The organism is Roseateles sp. GW821-FHT09H11 (genome assembly GCF_059415845.1).
Genome location: NZ_JBWKOA010000004.1, coordinates 357,096 through 379,085, shown reverse-complemented (window position 1 = coordinate 379,085; position 21,990 = coordinate 357,096). Strand labels below are relative to the sequence as shown.

The window sequence follows — 21,990 nt, the reverse complement described above, 5'->3', positions numbered from 1 at the left end:
GGGACGGTCGCCTACGCCTTCGGCTTTGCCGCCAGGCCGCCTGAGAGCTCGGTTAGCTTGGCCACTGAGAGGTCGGCGGTGAAGCCCCAAAAGAACAGGCCCGCGAGCTCGGAGCAGGTTCCGATGAACCGATCGCCAAAGATGGCATAGCTGGCGACCCCCAGGATGACGGCTGCTGCTGCTGTTTGGATGCCTGTCACGGCTGCGATCTCGCTCCGAGTGCGGGCCTTGAATGCGCGCAAGGCCTGGGCAGAATCCAGCCTGATGGCCTTTGTGTACCGGATACCTAGTGGCGGAGCGGGCGGCAGAGTCTGGGGCGTCAGGTCGGGAGGCTGTAGATCTGCCGGCGCCGGCGCGTTGGCGTCATCTGATGGGACGACGTTCTCCATCTTGAGCTCCAAGTTCGCCTCGTCCATTTCCGCTCGAGGATCCGGCAGGTTGCCCAACGCTTGAAAGAAGTGGTTCTCCTTTAGCTCTTTGCTATAGCCAGCGGCAGCTTCAGCGGAAAGGTCTGTGCGGCTCGCTACTACCTTGGCAAGAAACTGTTTGCGAGCTTCCAAGGGAGCGGACGGGTCTGCCCTGAATGCGCCGAATGGATCGGCCTTTGCCATATCGTCCCGAGCTTGGGCCGCCAAGGCTTTGGTGGTGGCGACGACCCTCCCAGTCACGTCTTTGAGGACATCCACAGGTCCCCATACTCTTTCTTTGCCTAAGGCAACCAACGCCTGTGCATCCTGTTCAAGGAGGTCTGCAAGCTGCGTGACGCCGGACTCACGTGTAAGTGCCGCAGCCACCCAAGCCTTCACATAAGTCGAGGCGTCCGCGAGGTTCTCGATGCTGGTCAGTGAGGTCGGCCCTGATACGGTGGTGAGGCTAACCAGTTTCTCCTTACTCGTAGGTGCGGTCCTTCGCTCATCCATAAAAGGAAGTAGCGCCTCATACGAGCGCGTCGAAAGGGTGGCGAGAGTTTGTTCCCGGCTTCCGCTTGCCTGAAGTTCTGACAAGGCCGCACGGACCGCAGTGGCGAGCACCTCCTTGGCGCTGTCACCATCTCTCGACCGAATCATGCCGACCGCCAATTCCGCTTGCGATCCGAGCGTTGACAGAACGGCGCGGATGGACGAGGGCAAGTTGCCAGGCGTGGATGCAAATTCGGCAGCCTCGGCTATAGCTTGGCGCTGTAGCTCTAGCCGCTGATGCAGCGCCAGCAGCGCTGCATCGAGCTTTCCTTCTAGCTTGGAAACCGCCGCGGTGATGTTTAGGACTTCTTTGCCTGCAACCGCTTCCTCTAACGCCACGATCTCGTCGAGCACTCCCTCTTGGAACGTCCGGTCCGGCGTGCGTTCGAACTCCACCCGGGCTTTAAGCAGCAAGTCAGCTGCCCGGTCTTGCGCTTCGCGCACCTCAAGGCGGTGTTGAAGGAAGATTCGAAGCAGGTAGCCGAATCCGATCCCGGTGAGCACGATCACCACCAGCCAGATCGCAGACAGCTTCGTGCGGACTTCCACCTCGAAGGTGTAAGGCGTCTTGAGATCAGGGCTGTCGATGGCGACCTTCCCTGTGGCGATGCCGACGGAGAACTTCTGTGGAGCGAACTTCACGTCTATCCCATCACCGGCGCGCGCCTTGTTGGAGGCAAGCCTAGGAGTTAGCTCGCCTGACGATTGCGAGCCGCCGCTTTCAACGAAGGGCGTTTGCGACACCGTTGCATCGCGCAGCGCCGAGCTTCTGCGGTCGGACAGAGCATTGAGCCGCAATGACTGCGGTGCCGCATCTGCGCCAAACGATCCTCGCGTTACTTCCACCACCTGCTTGGTCGCAGGTGCGAGTTGCGCGGCGCGACGTTCGAGGTTGAGCGTCAGCGGCTCGAGATCAACCTTTTCGCCAGCAAAGGCGACAGTAACGGCATAGACGCCAGGTGGCAGCTTCTCGATCTCAGTGATCTTCAGGATAACGGCAGGCTGCTTATCCTTGTCGGTCGAAAGCGGCTTGCCCGCAGTGAACCTGCGCATGCTTTCGATATCCGGTTTCTTGTCGAACAGGATGGACTGCACGTTGGGCGTGATCGAAGTTCCGTTCAAGCCAGCCGGGAGCTGCACTTGGATCCACACCTCGGTCTCCGAATCGGCGGCACTGAATGACATCCCCGTAGCCTCGCCGAGCAGGGTGACCTTGGCAGGCGCAGCAACTGCCAAGCTCGGCTGTACGAGAGTCAACAAGGCTACAAGCAGTCCAGCAAGTCCGATTGCTTTCACGATGATCTCCCTCATTGCGCGACCCACAGGTCTGCGTTGCCATATGCCGTAAACAACATCGGCACCTTTGCGCCGCCAGTCAGCGCGTTCCGGTAATAGGCTTGCATCATTTCGCCGAGCTTGATCTCTTTGAGTAGAAGGGCTTCAGCTGCTCGCTGCCCAAAGGAAACGGCTTCGCCGGCCCGAACAGTCCATTCCGTTCCAATTACTGCCGCAGCGCCAGACTGTAGGAAGGCATCAGTGAGCGTCACTAGCTCATGGGTGTCCTGGCGAGCCGATTCGCAAGCCATCAGCAGCACGATCGGTCTTGGAGACTTCCATGGCAGGTTCTTGACCTTTGCCGCGGTCAGTCGTCCCGCGCTAATTTCGTGTGACTCATGGTTCGTGGGCAGGCAGGCGTAGACGCGCCTCTCGAGGTTGGTGTCTTCGTCAGCCGCATGCAAATGGCTGAGGAGTACGAGCAATGCGGGCTGCACTTTGACACTCCAGAGGCCATCGTCGCCTGGAGCGTCTGCGACCGCAATACGGTGAAAGCGTCCAGCGTATGTATCGCACCAAGCTGTCTCAGCCTTGTTCTCCAGCGCCAGCCCCAGGCTGCCGCCAAACGTGAGCAAAGGGTGTGAAGAGTGCGCTTGGACGACATCGACACGCGAAAGCGTCTCACCCTGTTTTACCTCTTCGCTAAGAAGTTCGAGTTTGTGCCGGAACGCCCAAAAGCCTTCCACACAAAACACGGCTTTCCCAGGGTGATGCCGGCAGCCGAGCTTGTTGGGTTGAGGCCAGTCGGCGACGACATTGGAGTCGGCGCGGCATATAGCGGCCGTTTTGAACTCTTCACCCGTGGGAAGACGGAAGTCGTAGGTCAGGTGCCACGGCATGCTGAGCAAGCTGGAATGACGGACGAATTGCACCGTCTTTTGTTCGCTGCGTAGCATGTTCAGAGATTTCTCGCCGCCAGTGGCGCTTGCGAGCCAAATCCATAAATCACGACCAAGCTGTGCCATCTTTCGCACAGTGGCATCCGAGTCCGCCTGACTCGAGTGGGCTGCTTTTAGAACATCGCGATAACGTCTGTTGATCGTCGTGATCTTGTATTCATCAGTCCGGGCAGCTACGCCAATGCCGCTGCCTTTGACCATCAACGTGTGATCTCCCAGCGTCGCGTCATCGTTCAGCGCGACCGACAGCTCGCGAACTCCGAGCGCTTCGGCATCCTTGAGGCCATGCACTGCGGACGAGGTAAGCCGTAGCCGAACGGCATGTCGGCCATATTCGATGTAACCCTGCTCTCCCCCAGGAGAAGCGACGCGAGCGGTGAGCTGGAAGGACTGAACCAGGTTGTTGCGTGCAAACAGCACCACACGCATATCGTGATGCCCTTCATCACTTGGAGCTTTCAACTCGAAATGAACAAGGCGAGAGGGGCCGCCGTGCCGACGGATGGCAAGCTTCTGAGTGGTGCGTGACAGCAACTCGAAGCTCTTTGCGAACACGCACACCTCTAGTTCTATCAGGTCGCCTTCCAACTCTTCCCAGTTGATTGCCGTGTCGATGTCGGGCGGCGCCTCATCAAGGAGGTCGTACTCCGCGTGAGGTAGCCCGATCTGCACGCCCAATCGGTAGCGCCAGCCAGCTCTGAGGGGAGTGCGCAGCCCTTCTTTGCGAATAGGGTCGATTACGCCAAATTCGTCGTAGCGGTCCAGGAGGATTTCAACGCGTCTTCTATCCTTCAGCAGATAGGAGTCGGGGCTGTTCGTACGAGCATCAAACTCGAAGGGCGGCTGAAATCTAAAATCGGCTTCGAGCGCTCTCATCGCCCTGACTGCCATCGCCATGGCACTTAGACCGTTGCGCTCTCGCGTGAAGTCAAAGTCCAGCGTGTTGGCAAGATCTATCAGCTCCTGCTTCCCAGCTACATGACTGCTGAGGGGGCCATCCTGGGCCATAGCGGACAACACCTCTGTACGCATGGTGTTCATTACGCGTGAGAGCCGAAGGGCGTGATTTGTATCCTGCGCGCAGCTCAGCTCGAAGTTGTGCCCAGGCTGCGTCTTTCGCAGAATCCAAAGTAGCTCGTGTAGCGAGTAGTCGTGAACCAAGCCGTACACGACGTTGACGATTGGGTCGACGGCATCGGGCGGAAGGCGATGATTGCGACGAATCCGCAAAGTAGGTCCATCGGAAGCCGGCGCACCGAAGTCGAATCCTGTGTCGTAAACCTCGACGATCAGACCGAGACGACGCGTGGAAACGGGAGCTTTGCTGTTCTCGTCCGAGTCTTCTCTTCCATGGCGTATCAGCACATGGGGCTGCATTCGACTACCGCGAACCGGCAACCCCTTGCTGGCGCCGGTCAACTCGACGCCATGCTCGCGCACTGCTTCCGCCGCGTCGTCGCTCCCCCCATACCAGTTCCGAGCCAGCAGTGCCTGCATGCTGGTACCGTGCCAACGGGAGTCGTGTACTCGTAGCGGTAGCGTCAGCGGAGCCGGCTTGCGCCGCGATCTTTGCAGTCGGATTGCCACACACCTGTCGTGAAGATTCGGAGCGCTCAGCACCTCTTCCCGCAGCCATCGCTCCCAAGGCAGAGCCTCGAGTCCAGCAGGGGGGCGTACAAAGACCGGAAGAAGCCAGGGCACGGCCTCTTGTGAGTGATTCGGCAGAAGGTGATACCGCATGCGATCGAATTCTTCGAACGCAGAACTCAGCAACGATCCGAGCTCAGAGGGCGCCACCACGAACGCGCCGACATCAAACCTCGTACGGGAGGGGAATGGGAGGCCTATGAAACGGAGACCTAGGCCAGTATCAGCGCTGGCTATTCGGCCCGTCTCATCGAGATAGTGAATCTCAATGTGTTCCTCACGCTGCACAAGCGTCAACTCCACCCAACGGTCAAAGTCACGCGGCTTCTCTGCCATCGCATTCTCCCTTTGCCTGCTTGCCGACGCATCGTGCCGGTCGCAGTTTCAAGTCATCGATCTGCATGGCACCTAGGAGTCCATGCACCTACCTGATGATGGCTGACGCCGATGGGCTCCCAAGGGTCATGCGCTGCCGTTTTTCATCAGAATTGGGGGCGACCGCCGCCGCCGTGCCCCGCTAGCTGCCGCGGTAGGGAGCGCGATTGGATGCCTGGCGGCGGTGGTGGCTCCATCCAACGCGCGGCGGATCAGCTACCGGCTCTACAAGCCGGCCGACCTGTCGGTGCGCAAGCGCCGCGGCAAGCAGCGCCTGAAGCTCGAACGCGTGCCGCTGCACGAATGCCAGACCGTCAACGAAGTCTGGAGCATGGACTTCGTCAGCGACAGCCCGGCCAGTGGGCGGCGCATCAAGTGCCTGACCGTCACCGACGACTTCAGCCATGAGTGCGTTGACATCGCCGTGGACCACGGCATCGGCGGCGCGTACGTCGTGCGTGTGCTGGACCAGGTGGCGCGGTTCCGTGGCTACCCGCAGGCCGTGCGAACGGACCAGGGGCCAGAGTTCACCAGCCGGGCCTTCATGGCCTGGGCGCAGGCCAACGGCGTGCGCCACATCCTCAACCAGCCGGGCAAACCCACTCAGAACGCCTACATCGAGAGCTTCAACGGCAAGTTCCGCGACGAGTGCCTCAACGAGCACTGGTTCCAGAGCCTGAAGCAGGCGCGCACAGAGATCGCGCGCTGGCGGACCGACTCCAACGAGGTGCGGCAGCACAGCAGCTCCGGGCGGATGCCGCCGGCCAAGTTCGCAGCGCTACATCGACAGTCAACCGGCGGCGCCGTCCCGGCGCCGCTGCAAACCCAGGACTAATCTCCTTCCACCCAGCGGATTCCTCAAATCGACTGGTACGGGTTCTGGGGGCAGGTCACGATTGCCTTCGTGCCCAGCAAGACGATGCGCTGCTGGTACTGACGCGCCTCGTGGCATACGAGCGATAAAACGACCTCGCCTGACGTCCACTGAATTGATGAGTTTGCACGTTGACAGCGCGTCATGCGCGCCTGGACACTCGTTCAGACTACCCGCCCAGTAGCGCATCTTCATAACAGGGCAAGAACGATGAGGGAGGTCTATGCATCGCGTTGCCAGGCTCAACAAGTTCGCGTATTTCGCAGCGATGAACGTAATCGGGATCGCGGCGCTGCTGCTTTCCGGATGCAGTACGACGGACGGTCGTTTCCGAATCCACAGCCCTGAGCGTGACAAGCAAGGTCAGGCGCTAACGGAGTCATGGTCGAAAGTTGACCTCAAGGCTCAGCTCGAGGTCCCCCGGCAAAACCTGAAGAAGACCCTGGCTGAGCAGTTGGCGACCGAAGAGGCGATCTGGTTGAAGCGCCGTGGCATCGTCGCAAGTCAGATGGCCTATGACTGGAGCGTCACGGAGTTCCGGGACAACGCTGGTGTGAGCCTACAGCGGGTCGTCGGTGCGCCGGTGCCGGCAGGTGCCGCGTCGGCAGTTGTGGCAAAAGCGGCTGTCGCTGTGGCAACGTCATATCGGACCAAGGCCACATTGGTCAGGACGGAAACAGACAACCGCGATCGAGTTGCAGGAAGCATCGCAGTGCTGGGTGTATCTGCGCCGACTTGCACGATCCTTGTCGGGGACGCCAAGAAGCGCACTGACTACTTGGACAAGCAGGTAGGCAATTTCTCGGCGGACGAATCTGACAAAGCACGGTTGTACGCCGGGTTTGTGACGGCTATGACGGCTACCTGCAAGAGGCTCAATACGGCTATCGAAGAGCATCAAAAGATCATTCAGCCGAACGACAAGGTTGCGCCAGTTGGTGAGTTGGGCAAGGCCGTGCTGGCTTTGGCGAAAGAGGAAGCTGCGCTGGAAAAAGACAAGAGCGATGCGGAATTGCTTGCAGCCTCCTTGAAGGTAGCGCAGAAAGAGTACGAGGCCGCTGAGAAGGAGTTGACGCCTACGTCAGGTGCAGAAGCTCAGAAGAAGGTAGATGACGCCATTAAGAAGTTGAAGACCTGGGAGGGAGACGCTAAGAAGCTTGAGGAGAAGCCGATCATTGGAAAGATGCTTTCAGAGGTTCGGCTGGAATCTCTGGACAAGTTCTTGGCGACTTATGACGCTGCTGTTGGGGGTAAAGGCACACCGACGGGCTCGAATCGTTTGGCTGTCGCGTTGGCATTGATCCCTGCAATGCAGAAGAAATCCGACGAGGCCTTCGCCAAAGCTGATCGCCCCAATCTGACGCCCTTCGTGCTGCGCAAGAACATCGAGCAGGCGAGGTTAGACGCCGCGAAGCGAGACGTCGAACGGCGGGTAGCGATCATCGATCTTCAAAGAAAGATCATGGGGACGCTCGAAGATCAGGTCGATGCTTATGAGCAGGCGTATACCGAATCACTGAAGGTCGCCGAGAAGGCTAGCGTCAAGGGTGAGAAAAACATCGTCACAGAAGTGGACGTCGGCTGGGGCGAAGCGCTGCAACCCGTCGCATCCAAGCCTGGCACTACCGTCAAGAAGGAAGTTCTAGAACCAAAGATCGCTGCTTGGCGAGCCTCGTCACGTTTCCTGGAGGCCGAAGGTCGGATGCGAGCGGATATCGGTCAAAACTACTACCGCATCTATGCGCTTCAGTACGAGGGGGTTCTTCTGTACGCCGAGTCGAGCATCGCTCAGTGGAAGGGGCTGGTGGACCCGTCCGTTGACTTGCTCGGTCAGTGGGGCGCTGCTGGCGTGGTGCCTCAAGACATCATTCAATTGTTCAACAGCCTGATGCTGCTGGGCGTGGCGGTGGGGGTGAACTGATATGTCGCAACGGAGCTTTCTTCTGGTGGTCTTGGCGATCCTGTGCCTGACCGGGTGTGCGACGCAGCCCGAGGCGCTAGTCCAAGCAAACAACACCGTCGCTCTCATGTCGTCGCTTGACGTGCAGCTGGGGCAGTTTCGCAAGAGTTGGTCCGCGCTGGAGGATTCGCGTCTCGAGACCCTGAAGACGCAGCGACGGCTGATGGCTACCACCAGCGTCGCCGCTGAGAGGAGCCGGCTTGCCCGAGTGGCGGCTGGAGATAGCAACAGCGAAGCGGCGAGGCTGACGATGTTGGTCAACACGGATGCCATCGAGAACGCCAAAGCGGCGATGGCGAAAGATCAACAGAGCGCCGAGCAAAGGCTGGATGCGCTTTTGCAGCCGATTCCAAGCACCGCCAGCTCGATCACAGCGGCGCAAGCGTCGGCGGCAAAAATGGGTGCTGAACTATCGAGGGAGGCCAGGGCCAAGGAGTTGCTTGACTTCGTGCAGGAGGTCAAGGAAGGCATCGACAAGGCCAAGAATGCACAGGAGGAGGCAACGAAGGCGGCTAACTCCACGGCCGAAAAAATTGTGTCGACGGACAAGCCCTAAGTTGGGCTGCAGCAGAACATGGACAGGAGCAAATGAATGGCAACGGCAAGCAAGTTCACCTTCAATGAGCTTCTCGAGCATCCGATGGCGGTCTACGCCCGGGAATCTGACGAAGCCCTGTCCAAGTTGCGCCAAGAGATCGGTCGTCTGCAGCTGATCCAAGATAACGGGAGCGTGTCGGATAAGGAACGCAACCAGGCGCAAGCAGATATTCTTGATCTGACCAGCTCTATGGGGCGCATGAGTGATGCTGATAGGGCGTTCCTTGCCCGAATCGTGGTTGGACCTTTTCCGCCGAAGGACGAGGTTGTCGAGCGAACCATCGCCTTGAACAAGAACCTCGGCCTGGTCGTCGCCGCGACAAATCGTGTGCAAACAATGGTTCGGCTTGCGGCTCAGTGGGCCACCACGCTCACGGCGGTCGTAACCGGGCAAGCGCCGAACATGCCTCCTGAACCTAATCCACCCGTGGGCGGTTGATTGCGATCAGGCTCGGTTCAAGACGCCGGGCTGGGGGCGTAGCCGCGGCATTTCGATGTCGCGGGAGGACCGGTGCCGCTTCAAAGGGCCTGCGGAAACGCTAGGCCCTGCCGGACACTGGCTTACAGGCCATGAGTCCGAAGACTGTCTGGTCAATGCGCCGTGCTAGCGAGATGGCCAAGCCCACGGCCAGGCGAACTCCTTGATCGGCCCTGCTGGCCTAAATTGTGTTCTGCATAGCCCCGTGAATTTCGGCTTTGGGCACATTGCTGACGCCCCGACGCGCGGGCCGGCGGCCGCAACGGGGCGTGATGCGCCTGTCGCAACGGGCGAGAACAGTCGTTCGTGTCTGGACAGTGCTCGAGCCGCAGTCGAGCGACCGGTTCCGGGAGTGAATCAGCCGGTCAGAGCCAGCGGCCTTCAATGACCGGTCTGCGTAGGCGCTGTCGTTTAGGCACTGGCCCGCGAGTGACGCAGATCAGCCTCAAGCAGCCATCACCCCCGATTCAGTATTGCCGGCCGAGCAGATGACTCAGCCTTGCTGATCTTGCGGCTGGGCCGCTGTTTCCGCTCGCTCTTCGACACTCAACGAGCCCAGCGCGCGGCGCATGCCGCTCGCGCTCGGGGACTCGATGTAGACGCACTTCTTGTTGTGCCGCTTGCAGTGGTCCTTCACCCGCCAATACGCGTCGTGACTGATGCAGCCGGTCTGGCAGATCACCAGGTCCGCAGCCGCAAGGCTCGCGTCGAGCTTGGATACGGCGTCTTCCTCGCCGCCGTCGTGGTGGAGGAAACGTCCGCCGGTGCGCTCGATCAGCTGGCGGTAGATCGGCACCACCGCCGGTCGGCCGCCGACGCACAGCACCGAGCGCTCGTCCAGCGACGGCAGCGCGCCTTCCGTGCCCGGTTGTGAATCGGCTTGCAGCGATGCCTGCGTCTGCTGCTGGTCCCGTTGGCGCTCCGACAACGCCAGCGCCTGCTGCAGTTCGTCCGCGCGGCGCTGCTCGCGTTCCGCCTGCTGGCGCGAGGTCAGCAGCGCGCGCTCCAGCTGGTGGATGCGGTCCTGCTGCGTCTGCAGCTGCTTCGCCTGCTCATGGCGATGGCGCAGGCCGGGGATGCTTTCTTCGAGTTGCTGCAGCTCGTCGCGCAGTCCCGCCGCCAGCGTGTCGCGCGCCAGCAGCTCGCCGCGCAGGCGCAGGCACTCGGCCTGCGACAGCTCAAGCTCCCGGGCCCGCTCCGCGAGCAGCCGCGTGCTGCGCGACTGCGCCTGCGCCAGTTCGCGCGTCAGGATCGCGTGCTCGTCCTGCAGCTCGTCGAGCCGCTGCAGGTCCGCGCGGTTCGCCGCGCCGACCTGGTGCTGCAGCATGTGGATGTCGCGCAGCACCTGCTCCTGCAGCGCCGCGTCGCACCGCGCATGCGTCAGCGCGCCCCACAGCGCGCCGCCGACGTCGTTCCCCTGTTGCGCGGCGTTCCACCAGCGCGTCAGCGATTCCGCCGTCTTGTGCTGCGCGGACTGTCGCAGCGCGATCGAGAAGCGCTGGTCCAGCTCCTTTTGCAGCATCTCCGACACCGGCCCGCGGCGCGCGCATTCGTTGATCGCGCCGCAGTGCATCTCGTAATCGTTGGTCAGCGCCTGGCCGCCGAGCAGCTTGCCCAGCTTGCGGCGCAGCACCGGCATCGGCAGGCACACGCCGATCACCGGGCACAGCGCCTGCGCCGGCAGTTCCCATAGGCGCCGACGGCGCGAACCGCGCGGCACCGGCGTGTCGTCGGACGACGAGGACGAAGAGGCGGAGGACAAGGGCGAAGCCTCGCCGCGCGCAAGCGCCTGCGCCAGCGGCAGTCCCGCCATGGCGGACGGAACAACGTCGCCTTCCTGCATGAAGACGCCACCCCCCGTCACCGCGCCCGCGGCGGATGCCAGCACGGGGAGATCGCCCAGCGGGTCGGAAGCGCTCGCGCCGGGACGCGCCAGCAGGCTCAGGAGCGAAGTGGGGATGGGCTTGTCGCACATGGGGTGGACTCCTTACTGCAAGGGGGACGCCTGGAGCGCGAAGCGCACCGGGTACTCGACCCAGCTGACCAGTCGCTGGTTGCCGCGCCGGGCCGGGATGAAGGAACAGGATTCGGCGACGCGGCGCGCCGCCTCGTCCAGCAGCCGCCAGCCGCTGCCGCCGGCCACGACGACCTCTGCGGCATGACCGTCGGCGTCGACCTTGACGCGCAGCACGACCTGACCCTGGATGCCGCGGTCACGCAGCATCGCCGGATAGTGGCGCGCGGTCTGCTGGGCACTGCATGCGCGGTGGTCGGCGGGCATCTGGACCGGGGAATCGCCGGTGGCCGGCGCGGGCAAGGGCATCGGCGCAGGCGGAACGACCGCCGTCGTGGCCACGACCACGGCGGCCACGGCGGCCACGGCGGGCGCGACGACTGCGACGGGCCGGGCCGTGGCCGGGTTCTGGTCCGCCGTCGCGGCCGCCGGCGGATCGACGAATCGGAGCGGCGTCGCCGCGACAGCGATCGGCGGCGTTGCCTCGATTAGCACGGGCGGCGGCGGGATGTCCGGTATCGGCGGAACGCTCAGCGCCGAGCGCGGCAGTTCGACGGGGATCGACGGCGTGATCGCCGCGGTCGGCGCCGTCGTCGATGGCACCAGTCGCGCGCTGATCGTCATCGGCGCCGGTGCGGGCGAGCGCTTCGGCGCAAAGGCGCCGGCCAGCGCCAGCAGCAGGGCCGCATGGATTGCGGCGGTCATGGCCCAGCCGCTCCAGCGCGGCATCCGGCCGTGCAGTTGCAGAGCAGTGGCACTCATGCCCGCGCTCCCACCGCGCCGCCGAGCATCGGCAGGATCGCGAGTCCATGTTGGTCGCGCAGCAGTCGCAGTCTGGTGTCGTAGAGCTGTTCCAGCAGCGGCAGCGTGGCCGGCAGCGCGTCGCAGTCGGCCAGCAGCCGGCCGGACTTCATCAGCCACAGCCGGTCGACATGATTCATCGCGAGGTTGAGGTCGTGCAGCACCGCGACCAGCGCATGGCCGCGCTCCGCCGCGAAGTCCGACATCGCCGCCATCAGCGAGACGCTCAGGCCCGGATCGAGCGCCGCGACCGGTTCGTCGACCAGCAGCAGCCCGTCGCGCGCGTCCCAGGCCTGCGCGAACACGCGCGCCAGTTGCACGCGCGCCTGCTCGCCGCCGGACAGCGTGTCGAAGCGGCGACCGAGGAGGTGATCGGCCTGCGCATGCGCCAGCGCCTCGCGCACGATCGCATCCTGGCGGCCGTCGCCCTGACGCGCGACGCGGCCCAGGGCGACGACCAGCTCGACGGGCAGGCCGAATGCGACGCCATGTTGTTGCGGCAGCACCGCGCGTCGTTGCGCGAGATCGGCCGGCGACCAGGCTGTGAGTGGACGTCCGTCGAAATTCAGCGTGCCCGATGCCGGACGCAGCTCTCGCGCGATGAGTCGCAGCAGGGTCGACTTGCCGGCGCCGCTCGGGCCGAGGATCGCGATGCGCTCGCCCGGATCGACGCGCAGCGTCACCGGTCCGATCGTTGCGTGGCCCAGCGTCACGCGCACGTCCTGCAGGGTCAGCAGCGAGGCCATCACGCGCTCCCCAGGCGACGCGCCGCGCCGCGCAGCAGGACGAGGAACCAGGGCGCGCCGATCAGCGCGCTGAACACGCCGACGGGGATCTCCGCCGGCACCGCCAGCGTCCGCGCGAAGGTGTCCGCCACGACCAGCAGCAGCGCGCCCGCGAGCATCGCGTTGGGCAGCACCTGGCGCTGGTCTGCGCCCACCAGTTGCCGGGCCAGGTGGGGCGCCATCAGGCCGATGAATCCGATGTTCCCGCACCAAGCGACCGCCAGCGCCGACAGGAGGGCGACCATGGAGATGCACCACCAGCGCAGCCGTTCGACATCGATGCCGACGTGGGCGGCCGCCGCCTCGCCAAGCGCGAGCGCGTTCAGGCGCGGTGCGATGCGAAGCGCCACCGCGCCGAGCACCAGCAACGCGACGCCCATCACCGCGGCCATGATCCAGTTGGCGCCGGCCAGCGAGCCGAGCGTCCAGAAGTTGATCGCGCGCAGTTGCTCGTCGTTGGCGATGAAGCTGCACAGGCCGACGATCGCAAAGGTCATGGCCTGCAAGGCCAGCCCGCACAGCAGCAGCGCCGCGATCGAGCCCGGCGCCAGCCAGCGCGAGAGCCGGTCCAGCGAGAAGCACACCGCCAGCGCGCCGCCGAAGCCGACCAGCGGCAGCAGCCACAGTCGTGCCTCCGCGGGCAGCGCGGCGTGCAGGCCGGCGAAGACCGTCAGGGTGAGCGCCACCGCCGCGGCGGCGCCGCTGGTGACGCCGAGCAGGCTGGGCTCGGCCATCGGATTGCGGAAGAGCGCCTGGCTCAGCGCTCCGGCCAGGCCGAGCGCCGCGCCGACCGCGAGCGTCAGCCCGAGGCGCGGCAAGCGCAGTTGCCACAGCACGTGCGCGCCGCCGGTCTTGGGGGCGTCGCTCCACGGACCGTTGAGCCAGTCCGCCGCCGCGATCGGCACCGCGCCGAACTGCACCGCCACGATGAGCGCGAGCACCAGTGTGACCGCCAGCAACATCGGACGCGACCACGCGCGGCGCGACCACGCGTGCCGCGCCGACGCCGCGGCCACCGGCGAGGATCGCGAAGGCAGGGCGGATCCGATCGTGCTCATCGTGCTGTCCGTCGTGTGGTTGGCCGTGCCGTTCGTCGTGCTGTCCGACGCTGGACGCTCACGCCGTCTTGCCCGTACCCGCCGACGCATGCAGGGCCTGAGCCAAGGTCGAGAGCGCCTTCGGCGTGCGCGGCCCGAAGCCGAGCAGCTCCATCGTTTCCATCACGACCACGCGCTGGTTCTGACCGGCCGGCGTCTGCGCCAGGCCCGGCAGCTTCAGCAGACCGTCGATGCCGCTGCTCGCCTCGACGCCTTGCGTCGTCGCGAGGATCACGTCCGGCGCCGCGGCGATCGCGGCCTCCGGCGAGAGCATCTTGTAGCCATGGGCCTCGCCGAGCGCATTGGTCGCGGCGGCGTAGCCGATCATCGCGTCCGCCGCCGTGTCGGCGCCGGCAATGCGCGCCTGGTTCCCCGCGTTCGACAGCACGAAGAGCACGCGCGGCGCGCGATGGCCGGCGGCCAGCTTCGTCACCTGGGCACGGCTGGCGGTCCATTCGGCCCGCAGCTTCTGCGACAGGGCGGCGGCTTGCTGCTGGCGGCCGAGCAGATCGCCGAGCGCCTGGGTACGTTCGAGCACGCCTTCGAAGCGGTGCTCCGCGCGCAGCACGTGCAGCGGCACCTTCGCGGCTTCGAGTTGGCGCAGCACCGCGGGCGGGCCGGCTTCCTCGGTCGCGACGACCATCGTCGGCGCCAGCGACAGCAGGCCTTCGGCGGCGAGCGTGCGCGCGTAGCCGACGTTGGGCAGCTTCGTCGCGGCCGCCGGATACAGCGAGGTGCTGTCCACGCCGACCAGCTCGCCTTGCGCGCCCAGCTCAAAGATCAGCTCGGTCAACGCGCCACCGACGGCGATGATGCGCTGCGGCGCGGCCCACGCCCGGCCGCTGATCGACAGCAGCGCCGCGACCGGCGCCAGCGACAGGACGTGGCGGCGGCTCAGCACGGCACGGTCTCCGCCGGTGCGCCTTCGACGAGGCTCTCCAGCAGATTGCGCCAATCGCAGCGCTCGGCCTGACCGGGCTTGCGTTCGCCGAACAGCATCGCGATCGTGCGGCCCTGCGCGTCGAACAGCTCCAGCGAGCACACCAGCCCGTCGACCGTGGGCTTGCGCACCAGCCACGCCGAGGCGATGTGGTCCTCGCGCAGATGCAGGTTGAAGCCCGGGTCCAGCACGTTGATCCACGGCCCCATCATCGCGACCTTGTTCACCGGGCCGCTATGGATCTGGATCATCCCGGGGTTGCCGACGAAGACCATGATCGACACGTTCTCCTGCGCGGCGCGGCTCAGCAGCTCCTGCGCGCTGGACAGGGCCAGCGGCTGCGCGAAGCGCGGCTCGGCCAGCCGCAGCGCCTGCGTGCGGCTCAGGCCGTGCCGCTTGAGCAGGCCGAAGAAGTCGTGCGTGTCGCGCAGCGACGCCCACTCGCTGCGGAAGGCCGCGACATCGACGCGCTCGTCGGCGATCTCCGCCGGGTCCTGCCACGCGTCGCCGGGCTCGAAGCCGGGTTGCTGGTCCTCCGCCAGGAAGCGCTCGACGAGCGCCTCGTAGGCGGCGAGGTCGCTCTCCGGCTTCACGAAGACCTTGTGGATGGCCTGGCCGGCGGCATCGAAGAACTGCAGGCTGCGCTGCAGCGCGCCGTCGGACAGTCGCTCCGCTACGGCGAAGCCGTGGCGCCAGTGGCTGTAGAAGATGCGCAGGTCGATCGCGCCACCCAGCACCAGGCCGACCTGGCGCTGCGGGCCCTGCGCGCTGACGGCGGTGTAGAAGCCGACCTTCTCGTGGACGCAGGACTCGTTGCGAGTCAGCGCCATCACCGGCCCCAGCGGCTCGAGCGCGGCGATCAGGTCCTGCCACTCGGCACGCAGACGGCGCGCGCGCAGCGGGGACTCGTCGTCGGCGAACGGGCCGGCATGGGCGGCGAGCAGCGCGCCTTCGGAGATGCGCAGATCGTTGGCGATGTCGCGGTGGCGAGCCTTGCGCTCCGTGCGGGCGGTGGCGAAGGCCTGTCGCAGGGCGGTGAAGCTGGCTTGCATGGCGGAAGACTCCTGATCAGAAATCGGCGCGCAGCGTCACCTGGAAGGCGCGGCCGGGGGCGGTGTAGCTGTCGATCACGGCCAGGGCCGCCGGCGTGGCGGCGCTGATGCCGGTCACGTCGCCCCAGCGCCAGTACTTCTTGTCGAAGAGGTTGGTGACGTACGCGGAGATCGAGAAGGTCTTGTCGAAGCGGTACGCGCCGCCGAGGTCGACCACGTCGTACTTCTTCGGCGTGTACTGGGTCGCCGTGCTGACGTCCGACGGCTTCTTGCCGGAGCTGTGCAGCCAGTTGGCCTCGACGGCCCACGGACCGGACTCGTAGTGCGCGCCGATCTTTCCGCGCAGCGGCTGCACGCTGTCGAGCGGTGTCTCGACGCCGTTCTCGATGCTGTGGCCGCGTGACTTCGCCACCGATGCGTTCACGTTGAAGGTCGACGAGATGTCCCAGACGAAGCGCGCCTCGACGCCCTTGATCCGGGCCTGGCTCAGGTTGACGTACTGGAAGATCGCCGGGTTCGCGGGCGTGAAGGCACCGCCGACCATCTCCTGCGAGATGAAGTCGCGATAGCGGTTGTCGTAGGCGCTCAGCTGCCAGCGCAGCGTCTCCAGCAGCTTGCCGCGCAGGCCCAGTTCCCAGCTGTTGGCGTGTTCCGCCTTCAGGTCGGGGTTGCCGATGCTCTGGTAGCCCTGGATCGGGTTGGCGAAGCCGTTGTTCACCTGGTCCGGCGTCGGCGCGCGGAAGCCCTGCGCCCAGTTCACGTAGGGCTGGACGGCGGGCGTGGCGCGCCAGATCAGGCCGATGCGCGGCGTCACGGCCTGGTCCGACAGCGAGACGATCTGCCCGGTGTAGCCGTCCTGCTTCGGCGACAGCTTGTAGTGCTCGAAGCGCAGCGCGGGAATGATCGTGAAATCGCCCGCCTCGATCTCGTCCTGCACGAAGGCGCCGGCCAGCGTGTACTTGGTGTCGGGGAAGGGCTTGCTCGGGAAGGTCTCGCCAGCCGGCGGGACCGTGCCGTCACGCACGCCTTCGATCGTGTTGCGGCTCACGTCGATGCCGTAGCTCAGGCGCTGGTGGGCCAGCTGCGTCTGCGCCTGCGAGCTCAGGCCGATCACGCGTTCCTTGTACGTGCCCAGCCGCGTGCGGTCCGCGGCGGTGTTGCGGTCCTCGTAGGAGAACTGACGCGTCTCGCTGTCCTGCACGTAGACATGCGTCGTCGCCTGCTGCAGCCAGGTCGCGTTCAGGTCCTCGTAGCGGTGCTCCAGCGAGACCCGCGTGCGGTCCATCTTGTCGTGCGCATCCAGCGCCAGCACGGCCGTCGACGGCAGCGTGCCGGTCGCCGGCGGGGCTGTCACGGCCGTCAGCACGCTGGTGTCGATCTTGCGCTCGCGGTACTCGAGCGTGCCCATCAGGCGATGGTTCGCGTTGACGCGATAACCGAGCTTGGCCATCACGCTGTGGGTGTCGACGTCGGTCGGGTTGGGCTTGGTGCGGGTGGCGTTGGCCGCGCCGTTGTCGCCTTCGTTCTTCGTCTCGTGGCCGCGCTGGACCGACGCCTGCACCAGGCTGCTCCAGTCGCCGGCACCGAAGGCGACCGCGGCGCTGGCGCGTTTGGAGTCGTCGACGCTCAGCGCGCCCAGGCGCGCGAAGCCGGCGAAGGTCTTGCCGTTCACCAGCAGGTCCTCCGGCGACAGCGTGCGCAGGCTCAGCGCGCCGGCCAGGCCGTCGCTGCCGTAGGACGTGGACGTCGGGCCGCGCAGGACCTCGACGCTCGCCAGGCTGTTGAGATCGACGAAGTCGGCGCGGCCGCTCGCGAACGCGCCGAACGCGAAGCTCTGCGGCAGGCGGATGCCGTCGACCATCATCAGCACCCGGTTGCCCTCCAGGCCGCGGATGTTGATGCCTTCATTGCCGGAGCGGCCGGTGGACGCGCCCGCGGCCGTGAAGCGCGGGGTCATCGCCTTCACGTCGAGGTCGACCTCGTCGGACAGCAGGTCCTTCAGGTCGCGCGCGTCGCGGCGATCAAGCTGCTTGCGGTTCTTGACGGTGACCGTGTTGGGCACCGCGTCGACCGAGCGTTCGGTGCGGGTCGCGGAGACGGTCAGTTCGCCGAGCTGTTGGGGGTTCTCGGCGTTCGGTGGGGTCGTGGCGGCCGTCGTCTGGGCGAATGCCAGCGGGAAAGCCAAGGACAGGGCGAGCGCGACGGGCGTCGGGCGCAATTGCATGGTGACGAAATCCTTGTAGTTCTTGGGATCTCGCACGGGCTGGCACGACGCGGGCTGGTGCGGCGGGCGGTCCTCGCGGACGGCCGGCGTTCAGAAGGGAAAGCGAAACGGAAAGGGCAACCGCGACAGCGATCGCGAGCGGCGGACCGGTCCTCGGCCGGCCGCCGCCCGGCGGATCACTTGGTCAGGATGAGCTTGCCCAGCGATGTCACACGCAGCCGGTAGAGCGAGCCGGCGTGTTCGATCTCGACCTCCCGGTCGTTGCCCATCAGCGCCTGGCTGCTGATGCGGCGGCGCTGGACCAACGGAACCGCTTCGCGCGGCGAACCTGCGGCGACCCGTGCGCTGTCCAGCGCAACGGCTTGCAGGGCTTCGAGATGGGGGTGGTGGTGGGCATTCATGCGACGCATCTTAATGAGAACGATTCGCAATAGCAACCAAGAATCGCGACGATTGGACTTTTCTTGTCGGATCGCGTCCGGACGGCATCTCCTCAGAGGCGGCGCCGACGGAAACGGGCTGCGAATACTTCGCATGCAGAGCGGGGGCGCCGGGTCTTGTCCCCATTCGTCGTAGGGATGAGGACAATGCGCCCAATCCACCGAATTCCAGGAGAAGAACATGAAGGGCGACGCCAAGGTCATCGAGTACTTGAACGCGCAGCTGAAGAACGAGCTGACCGCGATCAACCAGTACTTCCTGCACTACAAGATGTACAAGAGCTGGGGCCTGGAGCGCCTGGCCAAGCACGAGTACGCCGAGTCCATCGAGGAGATGAAGCACGCCGACAAGCTGATGGATCGCATCCTGCTGCTGGAAGGCCTGCCCAACCTGCAGGACCTGGGCAAGCTCTACATCGGCGAGAACGCGGTCGAGGCCCAGCATTGCGACCTGAAGATCGAGATGGGCAGCCATCCGCTGCTGAAGGAAGCCATCGCCTACTGCGAGAGCGTGCGTGACTACATCTCCCGCGAGGTGCTCGAGGAGATCCTCGCCGACACCGAAGAGCACATCGACCATCTGGAAACCCAGATCGAGCTGATCGCGCAGATCGGCGAACAGAACTGGCTGCAGAGCCAGATGGGCGACGCCAGCTGAACGCCAGCCCGCCCATCCCGGGGCCCCAGCCGCCGCCAGGAACCCCGAAGCCCCGCTCGCCGGGGCTTTTTTTCGTCCGGCTTGGGGGTCAGGCTGCGTCTGGAGGACGGGGGGCGTCATCCGTGTCGTTGTTCACCGACAGTTGTCCGACGCGCTGAGGGGACTCTGCAACTCAATTGAGAGGGATTCGCGTTTGCGTTAGTATTCCGGCCATCCCAGGTTCATCCTGACTCGCCGCCGCCATGATCGTCTGCCTCTGCCATCGAGTTTCCGACCGCGATATCCGCCGCACCGTGGCCGACGGCGTTCACAACTTCGACGTGCTCCAGGACGAGACGCAGGTGGCCTCCGCCTGCGGCAGCTGCCACGACTGCGCGCGCGATGTCTTCAATGAAGCCCTGCGCCACTGCGCCGCCGCCCACGGCGTGACCTGCGCCAGCACGTCGCGCGTCATCCCGATCGCGCAACTGGCCGCCTGATCGACGGCGTTCTGCTCGCGAAAGCGTCCTGAAGCCCGGCGGCTGATCGAGCCGCTTCCGGCAACAGCGCCGGACGAAGAAAAACCGCAGACCGGTCCCCCGGTGCTGCGGTTTCTTTTTTGAGGCGTCGAGGCGCGCGAGGCGCCTTCGACTTCCGCGCCGATTACTTGGCGGCGGAGGCGCCTTCAGCCGGCTTCTCAGCCTTCTTGTGGCTGGTCTTGTGCGCGGCGGTCTTGTCGCCGGCGGCCTTGTGGTGCTTCGCAGCCTTGTGCTCGGTCTTGGCGTCGGACGCCGGAGCGGCGGTCGCCACCGGAGCCGCTTGCGTGGCGGGCGCTGCCGGGGTGGCGGTGCCTTGGGCCATCGCGGCGCCGGCAATCAGCAGGGCGGGGATCAGGGCCAGGGTCTTGATGGTCTTGAAGGCTTGCATCTGGTTTCTCCAGCGGGTTGAACAAGGTGAGCAGACAACGACGCCGCGACACGATGTGTTGACAGCCCCGTGCAGCTTTGCAATGGGTTACGCAATCCGCACGGGTTCTTCACGGGTCAGGTCTTGCGCGCTGTCCGACCCCGGAGCCATCGGGCAAGATGCCGCGCACGCATTCAGGAGACCCCGATGACAGCCCCCCACGCCACCTTCGACTGGACCCTCGGCTACGCGAGCCAACGCAGCCCGGTCTTCGCGCGCAATGTCGTGTCGACCTCGCATCCGCAGGCCGCGCAGGCCGGTCTGCGCATCCTGGGGCAGGGCGGCAACGCGGTGGACGCCGCGATCGCGACCGCGGCCTGCATGACGCTGCTCGAGCCCTGCAGCAACGGCCTCGGCTCGGATGCCTTCGCGATCGTGTGGGACGGGAAGACCTTGCAGGGGTTGAATGCCTCCGGCATCGCGCCGCAGGCGTGGACGCCCGAGTACTTCGACCGCAAGCACGGCGTCGGCGCATCGCTGCCGCTGCGCGGCTGGGACGCGGTGACGGTGCCCGGCGCGGTGGGCGGCTGGGTCGCGTTGAGCGAGCGCTACGGCAAGCTGCCGTTCGCCGACCTGATGGCGCCGGCGATCGAGATCGCCGAGCGCGGCTACGCCGTGCCGGTGATCGTGCAGGGCAAGTGGCGCCTCGCGTCCGAGGTCGCGGACCTCGTGTCGCAACCGGGCTTCGCCGAGGCCTTCCTGCCCAAGGGCCGCGCGCCCGAAGTGGGGGAGGTGTTCCGTTTCGCCGCGGCCGCGCGCACGCTGCGCCTGATCGCGCAGACGAAGGGCGAAGCCTTCTACCGCGGTGAGATCGCCCAGGCCACCGCGGCTTTCGCGCGCGAGACCGGCGGCGCGATCACCGCCGCCGACTTCGCCGCCTACGCGCCGCAGTGGGTGGACACGATCTCGATGGACTATGCCGGCCACACGCTGCACGAGATCCCGCCGAACGGGCAGGGCATCGCGGCGCTGATCGCGCTGGGCATCCTCAAGCAGTTCGACATCGCGTCGCTGCCCGCGGACAGCGCCGCTTCCCATCACCTGCAGATCGAGGCGATGAAGCTCGCTTTCGCCGATACCTACCGCTACGTCAGCGATGCGCGGACGATGGAAGTCCAGGTCGCCGAACTGCTGGACCCGGGCTACCTCGCCGAGCGCGCGAAGCTGATCGACCGGAACAGGGCGCAGGACTTCCATGCCGGCAATCCGGTCAAGGGCGGCACCATCTATCTGACCGCCGCCGACGAGAACGGCATGATGGTCAGCTTCATCCAGAGCAACTATCACGGCTTCGGCTCAGGCGTCGTGGTCCCGGGCTACGGCCTGTCGTTGCAGAACCGCGGTCATGGTTTCACGCGCGAAGCGGGTCATGCCAACGTCGTCGCGCCGGGCAAGCGGCCGTTCCACACGATCATCCCGGCCTTCCTGATGAAGGACGGCCAACCGCAGATGAGCTATGGCGTGATGGGCGCCAATATGCAGCCGCAAGGTCACCTGCAGACGCTGGTGCGGATGCTCGACCATCGCCAGCATCCGCAGGCCGCTTGCGACGCGCCGCGCTGGCGCTACAACGCGGGGCTGTCGATCAACGTCGAGTCGACGATGAACCCCGAAGCCGTCGCGGGACTGCGGGCGCTCGGCCACGAGATCGCCGGGATCAGCGACAGCTACCAGGACTTCGGCGCGGGGCAGTTCATCTGGCGCCTCGGCGATCCGGCGGTGGAGGGTTACGTCGCGGCCAGCGATCCGCGGCGCGACGGTGCGGCTGCGGGGTGGTGAACCCGCTGCGCGTGCGGGGCAGGGCCGCTCCCCTGCCTTTCCTCACTTGTGGACGACATGACGGCGCTGATAGCATCGACGCCTTCTTCCTCCCCGGAAGCTCTCACGCCACGATCAACGATCGGAGCCGA

Annotated in this window: 17 protein-coding genes and 1 pseudogene; 7 read left to right on the top strand and 11 right to left on the bottom strand. The window is 65.4% G+C overall.

The features are described 5' to 3' along the window. Positions 1-11 precede the first annotated feature (11 nt). Positions 12-2,255 carry a hypothetical protein gene (locus tag AC07PR_RS15650; RefSeq protein WP_495135807.1) on the bottom strand — a complete coding sequence of 748 codons (2,244 nt, stop codon included), beginning with the start codon at positions 2,253-2,255 and terminating at the stop codon, positions 12-14. An 11-nt stretch (positions 2,256-2,266) separates the two neighbouring features. Next, positions 2,267-4,690, bottom strand: a complete 2,424-nt coding sequence (locus tag AC07PR_RS15645) for a CHAT domain-containing protein (protein WP_495135806.1) — start codon at positions 4,688-4,690, stop codon at positions 2,267-2,269. Positions 4,691-5,432: 742 nt separating this feature from the next. On the opposite strand from AC07PR_RS15645, the pseudogene AC07PR_RS15640 reads away from it, so the two are divergent. The 4 genes and pseudogenes from AC07PR_RS15640 to AC07PR_RS15625 form a co-directional block, all read left to right on the top strand. Further along, a pseudogene (locus AC07PR_RS15640) lies at positions 5,433-6,050 on the top strand (IS3 family transposase); the annotation flags it as partial. Between the two features lie 262 nt (positions 6,051-6,312). Continuing rightward, on the top strand, positions 6,313-8,010 hold the full coding sequence (locus tag AC07PR_RS15635; RefSeq protein WP_495135805.1) for a hypothetical protein: 1,698 nt from the start codon (positions 6,313-6,315) through the stop codon (positions 8,008-8,010). Position 8,011: 1 nt separating this feature from the next. Further along, entirely contained in the window at positions 8,012-8,605 is a 594-nt protein-coding gene (locus AC07PR_RS15630; RefSeq protein ID WP_495135804.1) for a hypothetical protein, read from the top strand. A 36-nt stretch (positions 8,606-8,641) separates the two neighbouring features. After that, positions 8,642-9,085 (top strand): hypothetical protein, encoded by a 444-nt coding sequence (locus AC07PR_RS15625; protein ID WP_495135803.1) that lies wholly within the window; start codon positions 8,642-8,644, stop codon positions 9,083-9,085. A gap of 532 nt (positions 9,086-9,617) precedes the next feature. On the opposite strand, the gene AC07PR_RS15620 is transcribed toward AC07PR_RS15625, so the two are convergent. The 8 genes from AC07PR_RS15620 to hemP form a co-directional block, all read right to left on the bottom strand. Then, a complete protein-coding gene (locus AC07PR_RS15620) occupies positions 9,618-11,099 on the bottom strand; it encodes a DUF2325 domain-containing protein (RefSeq protein WP_495135802.1) in 1,482 nt (493 codons plus the stop codon). Positions 11,100-11,111: 12 nt separating this feature from the next. Then, on the bottom strand, positions 11,112-11,900 hold the full coding sequence (locus AC07PR_RS15615) for an energy transducer TonB (RefSeq protein ID WP_495135801.1): 789 nt from the start codon (positions 11,898-11,900) through the stop codon (positions 11,112-11,114). Beyond that, positions 11,897-12,685, bottom strand: a complete 789-nt coding sequence (locus AC07PR_RS15610; RefSeq protein WP_495135800.1) for an ATP-binding cassette domain-containing protein — start codon at positions 12,683-12,685, stop codon at positions 11,897-11,899. The genes AC07PR_RS15615 and AC07PR_RS15610 overlap by 4 nt, the downstream gene beginning before the upstream one ends. Then, positions 12,685-13,782 (bottom strand): FecCD family ABC transporter permease, encoded by a 1,098-nt coding sequence (locus AC07PR_RS15605; RefSeq protein ID WP_495135799.1) that lies wholly within the window; start codon positions 13,780-13,782, stop codon positions 12,685-12,687. Before AC07PR_RS15605 ends, AC07PR_RS15610 begins: the two co-directional genes overlap by 1 nt. Positions 13,783-13,840: 58 nt before the next feature. Next, positions 13,841-14,722: a heme/hemin ABC transporter substrate-binding protein gene (locus AC07PR_RS15600; protein ID WP_495135798.1), complete on the bottom strand. Its 882-nt coding sequence runs from the start codon at positions 14,720-14,722 to the stop codon at positions 13,841-13,843. Beyond that, complete coding sequence (locus AC07PR_RS15595; RefSeq protein ID WP_495135797.1) at positions 14,716-15,813, bottom strand: hemin-degrading factor; 1,098 nt, start codon at positions 15,811-15,813, stop codon at positions 14,716-14,718. Before AC07PR_RS15595 ends, AC07PR_RS15600 begins: the two co-directional genes overlap by 7 nt. Positions 15,814-15,829: 16 nt before the next feature. After that, positions 15,830-18,037: a TonB-dependent hemoglobin/transferrin/lactoferrin family receptor gene (locus AC07PR_RS15590; protein WP_495135796.1), complete on the bottom strand. Its 2,208-nt coding sequence runs from the start codon at positions 18,035-18,037 to the stop codon at positions 15,830-15,832. Between the two features lie 176 nt (positions 18,038-18,213). Next, positions 18,214-18,438 (bottom strand): hemin uptake protein HemP, encoded by a 225-nt coding sequence (hemP, locus tag AC07PR_RS15585; protein ID WP_067277199.1) that lies wholly within the window; start codon positions 18,436-18,438, stop codon positions 18,214-18,216. Between the two features lie 220 nt (positions 18,439-18,658). On the opposite strand from hemP, the gene bfr reads away from it, so the two are divergent. Both bfr and AC07PR_RS15575 read left to right on the top strand, forming a co-directional pair. Further along, positions 18,659-19,135: a bacterioferritin gene (gene bfr, locus AC07PR_RS15580; RefSeq protein WP_377157270.1), complete on the top strand. Its 477-nt coding sequence runs from the start codon at positions 18,659-18,661 to the stop codon at positions 19,133-19,135. Between the two features lie 242 nt (positions 19,136-19,377). Further along, a complete protein-coding gene (locus AC07PR_RS15575; RefSeq protein WP_377157268.1) occupies positions 19,378-19,614 on the top strand; it encodes a (2Fe-2S)-binding protein in 237 nt (78 codons plus the stop codon). 163 nt (positions 19,615-19,777) lie between these two features. On the opposite strand, the gene AC07PR_RS15570 is transcribed toward AC07PR_RS15575, so the two are convergent. Then, positions 19,778-20,041: a hypothetical protein gene (locus AC07PR_RS15570; RefSeq protein ID WP_377157266.1), complete on the bottom strand. Its 264-nt coding sequence runs from the start codon at positions 20,039-20,041 to the stop codon at positions 19,778-19,780. A 186-nt stretch (positions 20,042-20,227) separates the two neighbouring features. Between AC07PR_RS15570 and AC07PR_RS15565 the strand changes: the two genes are divergently transcribed. Then, the gene (locus AC07PR_RS15565; RefSeq protein WP_495135795.1) at positions 20,228-21,859 is read left to right on the top strand and encodes a gamma-glutamyltransferase family protein; all 1,632 of its coding nucleotides are present in this window, start codon (positions 20,228-20,230) and stop codon (positions 21,857-21,859) included. Positions 21,860-21,990 lie beyond the last annotated feature (131 nt).

Excerpts from the sequence above, each read along its gene's own strand:
- AC07PR_RS15565 (WP_495135795.1), top strand. The coding sequence starts at position 20,228 with ATGACAGCCCCCCACGCCACCTTCGACTGGACCCTCGGCTACGCGAGC.
- AC07PR_RS15590 (WP_495135796.1), bottom strand. The coding sequence starts at position 18,037 with ATGCAATTGCGCCCGACGCCCGTCGCGCTCGCCCTGTCCTTGGCTTTC.
- AC07PR_RS15610 (WP_495135800.1), bottom strand. The coding sequence starts at position 12,685 with ATGGCCTCGCTGCTGACCCTGCAGGACGTGCGCGTGACGCTGGGCCAC.
- hemP (WP_067277199.1), bottom strand. The coding sequence starts at position 18,438 with ATGAATGCCCACCACCACCCCCATCTCGAAGCCCTGCAAGCCGTTGCG.
- AC07PR_RS15570 (WP_377157266.1), bottom strand. The coding sequence starts at position 20,041 with ATGCAAGCCTTCAAGACCATCAAGACCCTGGCCCTGATCCCCGCCCTG.
- AC07PR_RS15630 (WP_495135804.1), top strand. The coding sequence starts at position 8,012 with ATGTCGCAACGGAGCTTTCTTCTGGTGGTCTTGGCGATCCTGTGCCTG.
- AC07PR_RS15635 (WP_495135805.1), top strand. The coding sequence starts at position 6,313 with ATGCATCGCGTTGCCAGGCTCAACAAGTTCGCGTATTTCGCAGCGATG.
- AC07PR_RS15615 (WP_495135801.1), bottom strand. The coding sequence starts at position 11,900 with ATGAGTGCCACTGCTCTGCAACTGCACGGCCGGATGCCGCGCTGGAGC.
- AC07PR_RS15625 (WP_495135803.1), top strand. The coding sequence starts at position 8,642 with ATGGCAACGGCAAGCAAGTTCACCTTCAATGAGCTTCTCGAGCATCCG.
- AC07PR_RS15575 (WP_377157268.1), top strand. The coding sequence starts at position 19,378 with ATGATCGTCTGCCTCTGCCATCGAGTTTCCGACCGCGATATCCGCCGC.
- AC07PR_RS15620 (WP_495135802.1), bottom strand. The coding sequence starts at position 11,099 with ATGTGCGACAAGCCCATCCCCACTTCGCTCCTGAGCCTGCTGGCGCGT.
- AC07PR_RS15605 (WP_495135799.1), bottom strand. The coding sequence starts at position 13,782 with ATGAGCACGATCGGATCCGCCCTGCCTTCGCGATCCTCGCCGGTGGCC.
- AC07PR_RS15595 (WP_495135797.1), bottom strand. The coding sequence starts at position 15,813 with ATGCAAGCCAGCTTCACCGCCCTGCGACAGGCCTTCGCCACCGCCCGC.
- AC07PR_RS15645 (WP_495135806.1), bottom strand. The coding sequence starts at position 4,690 with ATGCAGGCACTGCTGGCTCGGAACTGGTATGGGGGGAGCGACGACGCG.
- bfr (WP_377157270.1), top strand. The coding sequence starts at position 18,659 with ATGAAGGGCGACGCCAAGGTCATCGAGTACTTGAACGCGCAGCTGAAG.